Source organism: Curtobacterium sp. MCBD17_035, from assembly GCF_003234815.2.
Taxonomy (GTDB): domain Bacteria; phylum Actinomycetota; class Actinomycetes; order Actinomycetales; family Microbacteriaceae; genus Curtobacterium.
This window is the reverse complement of sequence record NZ_CP126279.1, coordinates 2871241-2885150: the sequence shown is the minus strand read 5'-3', so window position 1 is coordinate 2885150 and position 13910 is coordinate 2871241. Positions and strand designations below refer to the sequence as shown.

Genomic DNA, 13910 nt, shown 5'->3' with positions numbered 1-13910 from the left:
TTCATCGCCGTCGAATCTCGAAGAGCAGCCCGCGTCGAATGAATCGGTTTACCCGCTGCTGCCGTCGTCCTTGTCGATGGGGCGGGCGGCCCGCCTTCGGCCTGCGACGCGGCGGCGTCCGTCGCCGGGGCCCGATGCCGGTGCGGGAGTGGCGATGAGAACCGACGCACGCAGCCGCTTCTGAAGGCGCGAGCGTGAAAAGGGTGTGCGCTTGCGTGCTCCGTGCTGCTGGTGAGCGCGCCGGTGTCGGCAGCCGACGATAGAACACTGTCTGTGCCTGGGATTTCTGCCCGACGCCGACCGCCGCTACTGCGGACGGTAATCGATGAAGACGCTGCCGTCGGATTTCATCCCGGTCGGCGTGGACGAACGGTCTGGCTTGGCAGTCGTGGTTCGTCGCTCCTTGTCGCTGCAGCCGTAATCGTCGGCATCAGCGCAATCATCTTCGCTGCGGTCGCGACTAACGAATTCGCCACCTCGCTTGCCGCGTTCTTCGTCACCGGTGCGGTGGTGGTCATCTCCGCCGCGGTCCTCCCGAACGCACGGCACGTCGAGCTCGACGGGCTCGGCCACGACGGCCCGTGGAACCACGGCGGACCCGAGCGGGTCGCCGCTGTGGTGTCGACGTTCCTGACGTCCGTGTGAACGGCGACGCCCGCCGGCGCCATGCGCCGCGGCCAGGACGCCCTGAGGGTCGAGCGCGGGCACCCGCGACGCGCCCGCGGGTGTCAGCCCTGGTCCGTGTGGGGGTTCGTCAGCGCGCGCACACCCGCGAGGAAGATGTCCACACCGGCGAGGAACTGCTCCTGGTCGTCGTGATCTCCGAGACGCGCGGCGATGTCCTGAACGAGGGCGTCGTCATCCTCGTCCGCCCATCGGGCTGCGAGTTCGTCGAGGTACCGCTGCCGCGCAGTCATGTCCTCCGCCTGCCCGGGCCCTGCTGCGTACTGGGCTGCGGCGCCGAGGACGTAGCGATCTCCTGGTCGGCGCCGACGGCACCTGGTCCAGAGTCCGGCACCTCGTCTCGGACCAGCGGAGCCGAGGCCGCCGCCGCACATGAGACCGTGGATCTGGTGTTCGGCACTGGGGCTCCCCACGCACTGGCATCGCTGTTCGCTGGCGGCGACCCGGTCGGTGACGACGTGACGCAGTCGCGGTGAAGCGTCACGGCGCCCCCATCGGCGCCCGGACTCACGGCCGCGGCGGGAGCGCCCGGATGACGTCGAGCCCGGGGGAGAGCTCGACGTCGCCCACGGCGAACGGCACGAGCACCGTGTCACCCGCGGCGAGCGGGAGCGTGCCTGACCCGGACGCCATCGTCCCGCTGCCGCCGACGACCACGACGACCGCGAACGCCGCCGGCAGACCCACGGGCTCCGACGTGCGGATCCGTTCGGCGCGGAAGAACGGGTCCGCGGCGGGCGGGAACACGGAGGCGGTGGTGTCGTCCGGTGCGGCGGGATCGCCGACCAGCCGGGCGACGTCCTCCGCGGTCCACGCGCGACGGTCGAGCGCCTGGAGCGATTCGTGCAGGTCGTTCCCCATGAGCGCCGTGGACGCGTCCAGTCCCGGGTAGCCGTCGTACTCGAGCAGGATCGACAGGTCCGCCGGCTGCTGCAGCTCCACCAGCGTGATGCCGGGGCCGATCGCGTGCGGCACCCCCGCGGGCACGAGCAACACGGACCCGGGGTGCAGCGGCACGCGGTGCATCGCGGCGAGCATCGCGCCGGCGTCCTGCTCCGCGAACCAGGCTGTGGCGTCGGCCTCGGAGACCTCGCGCGTGAACCCGAGGGACGCGTAGCCGTCGACGCCGTCCGCCACGGCGAGCACGATCCACGCCTCGGTCTTGCCGCGGGGCTCGCCGAGGTGGGTGCGGGCGTGGTCGTCGTCCGGGTGGAAGTGCACGAACAGGCGCTCCGCCGTGTCGAGCAGCTTGACGAGGAGCATGGTCTCGGCACCGAACCGGGCGACGTGCTCCGGGCCGAGGAACCCCTGGGGGTCGGCCCGGACGGCGTCGCGGAGCGTCAGTCCCGGCGCGAGTTCGGTGAGGCCCACGTGGTCGGACCCGTGCACGGTCGTGACCGAGGCCACGAAGTCCTCGGGTGTGTACGGGTCCACCTCGGACTCGGGGAGGCCGCGGAAGCGCGCGATGCCGGCGCCGCCCCGGTAGGGCCGGGCGGGCGGCTGGTTCGCGGCGAGGCGGATGGGGGCAGCGGACCAGTCGGCTCGTGCAGCGTCGTCCGCTGCGTCGTGCGGCTCGGGTCGATCAGGCAAGGTGCACCACCGCGTAGAGGTCGAGGGTCGGGATGGTCACACGCGCGACGCCCTCGGCGAGGTGCACGGGCGCGGTCTCGGGGGCGAGGCCCGGCCGGTGGACGGTCGCGGTCGTGATCGCGCGATCCGTGCGGACGCCGATCTCGAAGTCGAGCCGGCGCTGGACGGCGTCGTCGGCCTCCTGGTAGTCGAAGTTGACGACGTGGACGGCGAGCGTGTCGTCGGGCAGATGGTGGACGTTGACGGCCATCGCCTCATCGAACTCGCCGAGGACGTCCTGCGGTACCAGGTCGGGGATCGCGCGCACGTCGTCGAGGTGGGTCGTCCCGGCGTGGGTGAGCAGGGCCTCCCGGTCGGCCGCCGGCAACTCGGTGCCGTAGGCGCCGTTGACCACGACGCGTCCACCCTGGCCGAGGTAGGCGAGGAGCGCCTCGTGCTGGCGGGCGCTCATGTTCCACGCGTCCGGTACGACGACGGTCGCGTACGGGGCGAAGGTCGCTGCCACCGTGTCGTCCTGGCGGAGGCCCTCGTCCGGCAGGACGATCGCGTCGAAGGTGCGGCCGGACCGGCTGAGGCACTCGATGGTCTCCCAGTACGAGGAGGCGCGTGCGTCGACCGCCTCGACGGGCTCGAACCAGCGGCCGTCGTCGCTGAACATGTCCGAGTCCATCATCGCCCGCATGACACTGGGGACGGAGTAGACGACGGCGGTGCTGTGCACGGAGACGTTCGACGTGACGGCGTCGAGACCGACGAGCGCCTGACCGGTCTCGACCGCCAGGTCCTTCGGCACCCAGTAGGAGTCCTTCACCTCGGTCCCGAGCCACGAGCCGTACGGCAGGGACATGTTCGCGCCCATCGCGTTCGCCTCGAAGATCGACAGGCGGAACAGGTCGTGGGCGCGTCCTCGCTGGATGCGGCGGAGCAGGTCCTCGGTGATGCCGCCGTACGGGTTCTCGACCGCGACGAGCGGACGTCCGCGGCTCATCCCGACGCCGTGGCGGAAGTACCAGGGCTGCTGGTACTTCGTCTCGCGCATCTCGGTGACGAGCACGTCGACGTCGTCGACCATCGCCTCGTAGAACGGCGCGCAGTCGTAGAAGTTGCCGGCGACGCGGACCTGCTTGCCCTGCGACGCCGCGTACTCCTTCACGTACGAGGCGACCTCGTGGAACGTCTCGGTGATCGCGATCTGCAGGAAGCGGCAGTACTCGGCGTACAGCGGGTACGTCTGCGGGGCGGTGCCCGTCCGGTACCCCTGGTCGAGCAGCCACTGCCGGTAGTCGAACGTGGCGAGGTCGACCCCGGCGAGTTCCGTCGGGGGTGTGTCGAGGGTCTGCAGGTACGCCCGGAACCCCTTGACGCAGTCCTTGCAGAAGCAGCCGCCGTAGCGCAGGGCGAGCAGCGGCACGTCGGTCTCGTCGAGCTGCACCCCGGGCGCCCCGGCGTCGATCTGGATGCGGATGACCGCCTTGAGGTACTCGCGCCAGACCGGGTTGTTCCGGTCGGCGAGGTAGCAGGACTGGCCCGTGCCGTCGACCTCCACCCAGTGCGCGTGCAGGGGGCGGCCCTCGAGGTCGCGGGACACGACCTCCTCCCACAGGTCGGTGACCTGCTCGCCGTCGCTGTTCACGAGGCCGTCGGGGAAGTAGTGGCGGAACGGCTTCCAGTCGGCCGGTCCGGTGTTGGTCGAGAACTCGCGGAGGCCCATCGTCGTGCGCGTGCCGACGTCCCGCAGCTGGTTCTGGGCCAGCACGCGACCGTCCTCGACCTCGGCGGGGAACTCCCACGCCTGCGCCTCGAACACGATGCCGAACAGGTCGACGCCGCGCTCCTTCGTGTACGCGATGAACTCCGACTCGTTGACGTACCCGTGCTGGCGGAACCGCTGCGGGATCGGCCCGAACGCCTCGTCCTCCAGGTACGGGAGGCTGATCACGCCGCCGCCGAGACCGGCCCAGACGAGCATCGTCCCACCCATCTCGACGACGTCGTCCGCCATCGTGAGCCGCCGCGGGGGCATGCTCGGGTGGTAGCAGTGCTCGTTCGGGTACCAGCCGTCGAAGTAGATGCCGCGTTCCATGTGTCGCTCTTCCTCCCACAGCGTCGTGGGCACGTGACGGGTCCGACCCGTCGGTCAGCTCCCGATGACGGGAGTGTCCATGAACCGGGCAGCGGCGCTGCGCCGGATGACCACGTCGACCGGGACCACCTGGGACCGCGTGTCGTCGTCGAGTGTGAGCACCATCCGCGCCGCCGACTGGCCCATGCCCCAGGCCGGCTGCGCCGCGACGGTGATCGCCGGGTCGACGAGGCGCGCCCACGGCACGTCGTCGAACATGACCAGCGAGAGGTCCTCGGGCACGCGGAGACCGCGGTCGCGGACCGCGGCCAGCACCGCCTCGCCGAGGATGTTGTTCGAGGCGAGGAGCGCGGTCGGCGGCACCGCTGAGTCGAGGAGGCGGATCGCGCTCGCGTAGGCGGTGTCCCGGGTGAACCGGGTGCGCACGACGAGCTCGTCGATCACGGGGACGCCCGCCTGCTCGTGGGCGAGCCGGTACCCCGCCTCGCGCTGGCTGCCCGTCGTGAGTTGGGAAGGCCCACCGAGGTACCCGATCCGCTCGTGCCCCAGGGCGAGGAGGTACTCCGTCAGTCGGCGGGCGCCCCCGAGGTTGTCCGCCAGGATGGACGGCACGTCGAGGTCGGCCATCGTCCGGTCGGCGAACAGCACGTTGATGCCGATCGCCCGCGCGGTCTCCCACGCGTCGAGGTTGCTCCCCGTGGGGAAGGCGATGATCCCGTCCACGCGTTGCTCGACGAGCAGGTCGATGTACTCCCGCTCGGTCGCCGGGTCCTCGCCGCTCGCGCAGAGGATCACGTGGCGTCCGAGCTCCTTGGCGCTCGCGAGGACCCCCTGGGCGAACTCCCCGTAGAAGTTGTTCGAGATGTCGGTGACGATGAGGCCGATGTTGTTCGTCGTCCGTCGTTTCAGGTCGCGACCGAGCGCGCTCGGACGGTAATGCAGGTCCTTGGCCGCCGCCTCCACCCGCTGGCGCGTGGCCGGGGCGACCGCTCCGACGTTCGAGAAGACCCGCGACACCGTGCCCATGCCGACGCCGGCCGCCTCGGCGACCTCGCGCATCGTGACCTGGCCCCGCTTGGGGCGTTGCGTGCTGTCGGTCATCCGTCGCTCCTCCCTGACGCGGCGCTCGCCGCGTGCCCTGCATAGCGCAGAGCGACAGGGACGACGTCCCGAGCGGGGGCAGCGGCGTTGCGTAGCATCGCGTCCCTCCTCGGGCAGGCAACAGAAAGTGGAACCGTTTCCACATCGAACAGTAGGAGGAATGCGCCGGCGCTGTCAATGGTGGCAGGCTCGGAGGCCCAATTCCGCCATATTTCTTGGCGAGAGGAGTTGACAACCCTCGGCGCGCGTGCGCATTGTTGGAACCGTTACCACTCAGCACCGATGCTGTGAGGGTCCGAGGAGCCGCGATGGCGCGGCCGGAGAGGTCCACATGACTGCACCATCCGCCTCCGTCGCGGAGCACATGCGGGCGAGCGTCCTGCACGCCCCGGGCGACGTCCGTGTCGACACCGTGCCGGTGCCCCGACTCGATCCCGACCAGGTCCTGGTCCGGATCGCCGCCGTCGGCGTCTGCGGCTCGGATGTCCACTACTTCCACGAGGGCCGCATCGGCTCGTTCGTCGTCGAGCAGCCGATGATCCTCGGCCACGAGTCGGCGGGCACGATCGTCGCCGTCGGGGCTGCGGTCTCGCCGGACCGCGTCGGCGAGCGCGTGTCGATCGAGCCGCAGCGCGCCTGCCGACACTGCGACCAGTGCAAGCACGGCCGCTACAACCTCTGCACCTCGATGGAGTTCTACGCGACGCCGCCGATCGACGGCGCGTTCGCGGAGTACGCCGCCATCCAGACCGATTACGCCCATCCGATCCCGGACACGATGTCGATCGAGGCCGCGGCGCTCTGCGAGCCGCTCAGCGTCGGCATCTGGGCCAACCAGAAGGCGCAGACCACGCCCGGGAGCTCGGTGTTCATCGCCGGGGCCGGGCCGATCGGTGTCATCGCCGCGCAGGTCGCCCGCGCGTTCGGCGCGACGCGGATCATCGTCAGCGACCCGGTGGCCGAACGCCGGGAGGTCGCACTCCGCTTCGGCGCGACCGAGGTCGTCGACCCGATGGTCGTCGACGTCGCCACCGCCGACTACGAGGTCGACGCCTTCATCGACGCGTCCGGCGCCGAACCCGCCGTCCGCGCCGGCATCCACGCCGTCGCGCCCGCGGGTCGTGTCGTCCTCGTCGGCATGGGCGCCGACGAGATCCGGCTCCCGGTGTCCCGCATCCAGAACCGCGAGCTCGTCGTCACCGGGGTGTTCCGGTACGCGAACACGTGGCCGATCGCCATCCGGCTCATCGCAGCCGGGCTCGTCGACGTGGACGCACTCGTGACCGGTCGGTTCGGCCTCGACGAGGTCGAGGCCGCGCTCGACGCGGCGACGCGCCCCGACACGCTCAAGGCCGTCGTCGTCCCCTGATCTCCCGTCGCCCGTTTCGTGGCCTCGGCCCGTCCATCCGGACGTCCCCGCAACACACCATCCCGAGACTCCTGAGGAGTACCCCCATGAAGATCCCCGCATCGTCGCGGCCGATCACCCGCGGACGACTGATCCGCCGGACCGCCGCCACCGTCGCCGCGGCAGCCGTCGCGATCTCCCTCGCCGGGTGCAGCGCCGGCGGCAGCGGCTCGTCCAGCAGCGCCATCACGGCCTGGAGCACCACCGCCGACAAGCCGAACATCCAGCCGTCCATCGCGACGTGGAACAAGGCGCACCCCGACCAGAAGATCACCGACTCGTACTTCGGCACGAACGACTTCAAGGACAAGATCCGCACCGCGATCAACTCGCCGCAGGCACCCACGCTCGTCTACAACTGGGGCGGCGGCACGCTCAAGTCGTACGTCAAGGCCGGGCTCGTGAAGGACCTCAGCAGCGACCTTAAGTCGGACACGTCCTTCACCGACAAGATCGTCCCCTCGATCGCGGACACCGGCAAGGTGAACGGCAAGACCTACGCGATCCCCGCGAGTTCCACAGCGCCCGTGGTCCTGTACATGAACAAGGACGTGCTGCAGAAGGCCGGCATCAGCGAGGCTCCGGCCACCTGGGACGACCTGCTCAAGGACGTCAAGAAGCTCCGCGCGGCCGGGGTGGCCCCGATCTCACTCGGTGGTCAGAGCAAGTGGCCGTACCTCATGTACATCGAGTACCTCGTCGACCGGATCGGCGGCCCTGCTCCGTTCCAGGCGATCCTCGACAACAAGCCGAACGCCTGGTCCGACCCCGCCGTGATCCAGGCCACGACGATGATCCAGCAGCTCATCAAGGCCGGGGGCTTCGCGGACGGGTTCGCGTCGGTGTCCGCCGACACGAACGCCGACCTCGCGCTCATGGTGACGGGCCGCGCGGGCTTCCTCCTCCAGGGCACGTGGGCCTACTCGGGTATCTCGTCGATCGACCCGAACTTCGTCAAGAGCGGCAAGCTCGAGGTCGCACCGTTCCCCGCGGTCTCCGGCGGCAAGGGCGACCCGAAGGACATCGCGGGCAACCCCTCGGTCTACTGGTCGGTGTCGTCCAAGGCGTCCGCCGCCCAGACGAAGGCCGCGCTCCAGTACGTGACCAAGAGCGTCTGGAACGACTCGTACGTGAACACGATGATCGGGCAGGGGCAGATCCCGCCGGTCACCGGGGTGTCGTCGAAGCTCAAGGGCGACTTCGCCAAGCAGGCGGAGCAGATGATCACGGACGCGCCGCACTTCCAGCAGTCCTGGGACCTCGCGCTCAGCCCCGCCGCCTCGACGGAGTTCTGGACCCAGCTCGACCTGCTCTTCAACCAGTCGGAGACGCCGAAGCAGTTCTCCGACCACATGAACACGACCATCGGCAAGTAGGCATGCGCACACGGAACGGTGGGGCCGTCATCGACGGATCGGCCCCGAGCAGTTGGTTCGTCATCCCCGCACTCGCGATGTTCCTGGCGTTCGCGATCATCCCGCTGGTGATCGCGCTGGGACTCAGCTTCACGAGTTGGGACGGCCTCACCGCTCCCGTGTTCAACGGGATCCGCAACTGGATCACCCAGCTCGGCGATCCACTGACCTACCACGCGCTGTGGCTCACGCTGCAGGTGATCGTGATCTCGTGGGTGATCCAGACGCCGATGAGCATCCTCGTCGGGGTCTTCGTGTCGGGCAAGCAGCGGTACCGCGCCGTCCTCGCCGCGCTGTACTTCCTGCCCCTGATCCTGTCGTCGGCCGCGATCGCGATCGCGTTCAAGGCGCTGCTCGACCCGAACTACGGCGTCGGTCACGCGTTCGGGTTGCCCGCGCTGTCGAAGGACTGGCTCGGCAGCCCCGCCACGGCGCTGTACGTGGTGATCTTCGTCATCGCGTGGCAGTTCATCCCGTTCCACTCGCTGCTGTACCAAGCCGGCGCGCGCCAGATCCCGGCGTCCCTGTACGAGGCGTCGCAGATCGACGGGGCCGGACGGGTCCGCCAGTTCTTCAGCATCACGCTGCCGCAGCTCCGGAACACGATCATCACGTCCTCGACGCTCATGATCGTCGGGTCCCTGACCTACTTCGACATCGTGTACGTCCTCACGCAGGGCGGCCCCGGGTACGCGACCCGGATCCTCCCACTCGACATGTACCTGACCGGCTTCTCCGCCAGCGACCTCGGCGACGCGAGCGTGCTCGCCGTCATCCTCGTCGTCATCGGATTGGTCATCGCGCTCGCACTCACCCGGTTCAGCGGGTTCAACCGCATGACCAGCGAGCAGGAAGGCGCCTGATGGCGATCGCAAGCGTCCGGGACACCGCCGTGGGCGGATCCACCACGACCCGCACGAACGGCGCCGGTCGGCCACGGCGCACACGGGCCAACCGGAACGTCGTCGGCGCGGTCGCGGCCTGGGTCTGGCTCGCCGTCGTGCTCCTGCCGATCTACTACGTCGTGATCACGAGCATCACCGCGCAGGGCTCGTACTACACGCGGAACCCCCTCGCGCCGCCGACGCACCCGACCCTGGCGAGCTACGCGCTCGTGCTGCAGTCCGGCTTCGGCGTCTACTTCGCGAACAGCGTGATCGTCTCGCTCGTCACCGTCGTCGTGACGACCGCCGTCTGCCTGCTCGCGGCCTACGCGATCGTGCGGTCGCGGCGGTGGATCGTCCGGAGCACCTACTCGCTGTTCCTCCTGGGCCTCGCGATCCCGCTGCAGGCGACCGTCATCCCGCTGTTCTTCGTGCTCGGCCGCGTCGGCCTGTACGACACGCTCGCCGCGGTGATCCTGCCGTCGATCGCCTTCGCGATCCCGATCACGGTCCTCATCCTCGTCAACTTCATCCGCGACATCCCGGGGGAGCTGTTCGAGGCGATGCGGGTCGACGGTGCGGGGCAGTGGGCCATCCTGTGGCGCCTCGTGCTCCCGCTGTCGCGGTCGTCCATCGCGACGGTCGCGATCTACGACGCGCTCCAGGTCTGGAACGGGTTCCTGTTGCCCCTCGTGCTGACGCAGAGCGACGACAAGCGCGTCCTGCCGCTCGCGCTGTGGAACTTCCAGGGGCAGTTCAGCATCAACGTGCCGGCGACGCTCGCGGCGGTCGTGCTCTCCGCGCTGCCGATCCTGGTGCTGTACCTGCTCGCGCGGCGGCAGCTCGTCGCCGGGCTCACCATGGGCGCGGGCAAGTGAGCGCGCGCTGACCGCAGTGGCCGCGTCAGGGCGTGGCCTGGTCGAACAGCCTCCCCGTGACCGACGTCGGTTCGATGACCACCGTCGCGATCTTCGGCGTGGGCAGCATCGACCGGAGTCGCCCCGCCGTGCCGTCGTTCGCCTGGGTCGTGTGGGCTGGCCCGCGGACGACGACGCTCCAGGCGGTCCACCCGTCGTGGTGGTCGACCTCGAAGACGAGTTCACGTCGGTCGGCCACGGCGGCGAGGATCGCGTGGCTCGAGGTCGCGAAGACGATCTGGCGGTCGTCGGAGAGGTGGTTGACGGGCAGGATCTCGATGCTCTCGTCGGTGCGGAACGCCACCCGCCCGGTGCTCGCGTCGCGCAGTCGGGTCCAGCACTGGTCCGGATCGAGGACCAGGACGAGCTCCTCGACCGGTGCGGTCGACGCGTGGGCGCCGGGCCGGTCGGAGGTGCGGGTCGGGACGGGCTCGGGGTCGTTCCGGCGCTCGCTCACTCGTTGTCACCACCCGTGGCAGCAGTGGCCGAGACGGTGTCGACACCGACGTTCGCCGAACGGACCGCGGCGGCGTCGTGGTGCGCGTCACCGTCGTCGGTCCAGGTCCAGTCGGCGACCTCGGGGATGTCCTCCCCGTGCTCCCGGGTCCAGGCGCGGGCAGCCATGCGGGCGTCCTGCATGCGCTGACGGAGTCCGGCTGAGCGGGACGCGAGCCCGGGAACGCGGTCGAGCACGTCGATGACGAGGTGGTACCGGTCCATGTCGTTGAGCATGACCATGTCGAAGGGCGTCGTCGTCGTGCCCTCCTCCGTGTAGCCGCGGACGTGCAGGTTGCCGCTGCCATGTCGGCGGTACGTCAGTCGGTGGATGAGCCACGGGTACCCGTGGTAGGCGAAGACGACCGGCTTGTCGGGGGTGAACACGGCGTCGAACTCCGCGTCGGACAGCCCGTGCGGGTGCTCGCCCTCGCTCACCAACCGCATGAGGTCGACGACGTTGACGACCCGGACCCGGAGCGACGGGACCTCGCGGCGGAGGATCGACGCGGCCGCCAGGGTCTCGAGCGTCGGGACGTCGCCCGCGCACGCGAGGACCACGTCGGGCTCCTCGCCGTCGACCTCGGTGCCGGCCCAGTCGAAGATGCCGAGGCCGCGGGTCATGTGCGCGATCGCCTCGTCCATGGGGAGCCAGTTGAACGTCGGCTGCTTGCCCGCCACGACGACGTTCACGTAGTCCACGCTCCGGAGGCAGTGGTCGTACGTCGAGAGCAACGTGTTGGCGTCGAACGGCAGGTACACCCGAACGATGTCTGGCTTCTTGTTGACGACGTGGTCGATGAAACCCGGGTCCTGGTGCGACAGCCCGTTGTGGTCCTGGCGCCACACGTGCGACGACAGCAGATAGTTGAGCGACGCGATCGGCCGCCGCCACGGGATGGTCTTGCTCACCTTGAGCCACTTCGCGTGCTGGTTGAGCATCGAGTCGACGATGTGGATGAAGGCCTCGTAGCTGGTGAACAGTCCGTGCCGTCCGGTCAGCAGGTAGCCCTCGAGCCACCCCTGGCACTGGTGCTCGCTCAGCATCTCCATGACGCGGCCCGCGCGCGCCAGGTGCTCGTCCGACGGCACCACCTCGGCGTCCCACTGCTTGTCGGTCACGTCGAGCACGGCGTTCAGGCGGTTCGACGCGGTCTCGTCGGGGCCGAAGATCCGGAACGTGTCCGGATTCGCGAGGACGACGTCGGCGAGCCACCGACCGAGGACCCGGGTGGACTCGTCGATGGAGCCGCCGTGCGTGGGGACGTCGACCGCGTAGTCGCGGAAGTCGGGCAACACGAGGTCCCGCTTGAGCAGCCCGCCGTTCGCGACGGGGTTGGCGCTCATCCGCCGGTCGCCGGTCGGGGCGAGCGCCGTCGCGAGTGCGACGGGCCGGCCCTCGTCGTCGAACAGCTCCTCGGGCCGGTAGGAGCGGAGCCAGCCCTCGAGTACCTGCAGGTGTTCCTCGGTGTCCCGGGCGCTCGCGAGCGGCACCTGGTGGGCACGCCAGCTGCCCTCGGCGGGCTTGCCGTCGATCTCGGCGGGGCACGTCCAGCCCTTCGGTGTGCGCAGGACGATCATCGGCCAGGCGGGGCGGCCCTCCAGGGTGCCCGCGGCGGCTGCGGCCTTGATCTCGGCGACGTGGTCGAGGACCCGGTCGAGGGTCTCCGCCATCCGGCGGTGGACCGCCCGCGGGTCCTCGCCGTCGAACCCGCCGGACACGACGTAGGGGGTGTGGCCGTACCCGCGCATGAGCGACAGCAGCTCCTCCTCGGGGATCCGGGCGAGCACGGTCGGATTCGCGATCTTGTACCCGTTGAGGTGCAGGATCGGGAGCACGACGCCGTCATGGAGCGGGTCGATGAACTTGTTGGAGTGCCAGCTGGTCGCCAGGGGGCCGGTCTCGGCCTCGCCGTCGCCGACGACCGCGGCGACGAGGAGGTCCGGGTTGTCGAAGGCGGCGCCGTACGCGTGTGACAGGGCGTAGCCGAGTTCCCCGCCCTCGTGGATCGAGCCCGGGGTCTCGGGTGCCGCGTGGCTCGGGATGCCGCCGGGGAAGGAGAACTGACGGAACAGGCGCCGGACGCCGTCCTCGTCCTGCCCGATCCGTGGGTAGACCTCGGTGTAGGTGCCGTCGAGGTAGGCGTTCGCCACCATGCCCGGGCCGCCGTGCCCCGGCCCCGTGACGTACAGCGTGTCGAGATCGCGTTCCTGGATGGCCCGGTTCAGGTGGGCGTAGACGAAGTTGAGTCCGGGGGTGGTTCCCCAGTGACCGAGGAGGCGCGGTTTGACGTCGTCACGGGTGAGCGGCCGTCGGAGCAGCGGGTTGTCGAGCAGGTAGATCTGCCCGACGGAGAGGTAGTTGGCGGTCCGCCACCACGCGTCGAGGCGGTCGATCGTGGGCTCGTCCACCTCCGCTCCGTTGCCGCGCCGGAAGGCGACCTCGGTCGCCGTGGTGTCGGTCCTGCTGATGGTCGTGTCGGTCATGCGTTCTCCTCGATGGGGTCCGGTCGAGTGGCCGCACCACTCGCTGCCGCGGTCGCGACGAGGTCGCGGTGGCGGGTCACGAGCACGGGTGCGGTCAGGTTGATGAGCACGTCGTGGAGCACCGCGCCGACGTACCCGGCCCGCGCCTGGGCCGGATGGCGCGCGCCGATGACGAGGAGCGCGTGCCCCAGCGCGACATCGAGCAGCATGGGCGCCGCTGGACGGGAAGCGGTGCGCGCGGACACCTCGAGGAGCGGGTGGGCGTCCTGGACGCGTCCGCCGGTGGTGCCGAGCGGGGTGCCGTCGTCGCCGGAGCCGTCGGGTTCGAGCGCCCGGACGAGCACGAGTTCCTCCTCACGGTGTTCGGCCTCCCTGGCCGCGGTCTCGCACACGTGCGCCGCCCCTGCACCGCCGCCGACGCCCGCGACGACACCGCGACGGAACCGCAGGTCCGTGTCCGGGACGACGACGACCGAACAGCGCGCGCCAGCCGCGAGGGCGAGTGCCCGCGTGCCGAGCGCCCGGCCGTGCAGGTGACCCGTCTTGTGCGTGCCCACCACGAGGAGGTCCTCGTCCTCGGCTACCCCGAGCAGGGCGGCCACGACGTCGTCCCCGTCGATCCGCAGCAGCGACACCCCGACATCGCGACGGCGGGTGCGAGCACGGGTGACCGCGGCCTCCAGGTCCGGGTCGGAGGGTGGGCCGTCCGGAACCGTGCGGACGTGGGCGAGCACCACGGACCCGTGGTCTCGCGCGGCGCGGTCGAGCGCCCAGTCCAGTGCGCGTCGACTCGGCCGCGAGTCGTCGAACCCGACGATGTACCGCTCACCCATGTGCCGCCTCCTC

12 protein-coding genes are annotated in these 13910 nt (G+C 70.2%); 5 read left to right on the top strand and 7 right to left on the bottom strand.

The window, feature by feature from the left end:
* Positions 1-222 precede the first annotated feature (222 nt).
* Positions 223-645, top strand: a complete 423-nt coding sequence (locus DEI93_RS13550) for a hypothetical protein (RefSeq protein WP_146244424.1) — start codon at positions 223-225, stop codon at positions 643-645.
* Positions 646-728: 83 nt separating this feature from the next.
* Here the strand turns inward: DEI93_RS13550 and DEI93_RS13545 are convergent, their stop codons facing one another.
* From DEI93_RS13545 to DEI93_RS13530, 4 genes are all read right to left on the bottom strand, one after another.
* On the bottom strand, positions 729-917 hold the full coding sequence (locus tag DEI93_RS13545; RefSeq protein ID WP_181436060.1) for a hypothetical protein: 189 nt from the start codon (positions 915-917) through the stop codon (positions 729-731).
* A 274-nt stretch (positions 918-1191) separates the two neighbouring features.
* Positions 1192-2274 (bottom strand): class I mannose-6-phosphate isomerase, encoded by a 1083-nt coding sequence (locus DEI93_RS13540; protein WP_111119937.1) that lies wholly within the window; start codon positions 2272-2274, stop codon positions 1192-1194.
* Complete coding sequence (locus DEI93_RS13535; protein ID WP_111119938.1) at positions 2267-4357, bottom strand: hypothetical protein; 2091 nt, start codon at positions 4355-4357, stop codon at positions 2267-2269. The genes DEI93_RS13540 and DEI93_RS13535 overlap by 8 nt, the downstream gene beginning before the upstream one ends.
* Before the next feature lie 54 nt (positions 4358-4411).
* Positions 4412-5458, bottom strand: coding sequence for a LacI family DNA-binding transcriptional regulator (locus DEI93_RS13530; protein ID WP_111011384.1), 1047 nt, complete (start codon positions 5456-5458; stop codon positions 4412-4414).
* Between the two features lie 331 nt (positions 5459-5789).
* On the opposite strand from DEI93_RS13530, the gene DEI93_RS13525 reads away from it, so the two are divergent.
* From DEI93_RS13525 to DEI93_RS13510, 4 genes are all read left to right on the top strand, one after another.
* Positions 5790-6827, top strand: a complete 1038-nt coding sequence (locus DEI93_RS13525; RefSeq protein ID WP_111011385.1) for an NAD(P)-dependent alcohol dehydrogenase — start codon at positions 5790-5792, stop codon at positions 6825-6827.
* A gap of 86 nt (positions 6828-6913) precedes the next feature.
* Positions 6914-8242 carry an extracellular solute-binding protein gene (locus tag DEI93_RS13520; RefSeq protein WP_111119939.1) on the top strand — a complete coding sequence of 443 codons (1329 nt, stop codon included), beginning with the start codon at positions 6914-6916 and terminating at the stop codon, positions 8240-8242.
* A 2-nt stretch (positions 8243-8244) separates the two neighbouring features.
* Positions 8245-9144: a carbohydrate ABC transporter permease gene (locus DEI93_RS13515; RefSeq protein ID WP_111014174.1), complete on the top strand. Its 900-nt coding sequence runs from the start codon at positions 8245-8247 to the stop codon at positions 9142-9144.
* Complete coding sequence (locus tag DEI93_RS13510) at positions 9144-10043, top strand: carbohydrate ABC transporter permease (RefSeq protein WP_111011388.1); 900 nt, start codon at positions 9144-9146, stop codon at positions 10041-10043. The genes DEI93_RS13515 and DEI93_RS13510 overlap by 1 nt, the downstream gene beginning before the upstream one ends.
* 25 nt (positions 10044-10068) lie before the next feature.
* On the opposite strand, the gene DEI93_RS13505 is transcribed toward DEI93_RS13510, so the two are convergent.
* From DEI93_RS13505 to DEI93_RS13495, 3 genes are read right to left on the bottom strand one after another with little or no spacing between them, the layout of a single operon-like run.
* A complete protein-coding gene (locus tag DEI93_RS13505; protein WP_111027571.1) occupies positions 10069-10539 on the bottom strand; it encodes a pyridoxamine 5'-phosphate oxidase family protein in 471 nt (156 codons plus the stop codon).
* Positions 10536-13064 carry a phosphoketolase family protein gene (locus DEI93_RS13500; RefSeq protein ID WP_111119940.1) on the bottom strand — a complete coding sequence of 843 codons (2529 nt, stop codon included), beginning with the start codon at positions 13062-13064 and terminating at the stop codon, positions 10536-10538. Before DEI93_RS13500 ends, DEI93_RS13505 begins: the two co-directional genes overlap by 4 nt.
* Positions 13061-13897, bottom strand: coding sequence for a universal stress protein (locus DEI93_RS13495; protein WP_181434992.1), 837 nt, complete (start codon positions 13895-13897; stop codon positions 13061-13063). Before DEI93_RS13495 ends, DEI93_RS13500 begins: the two co-directional genes overlap by 4 nt.
* Positions 13898-13910 lie beyond the last annotated feature (13 nt).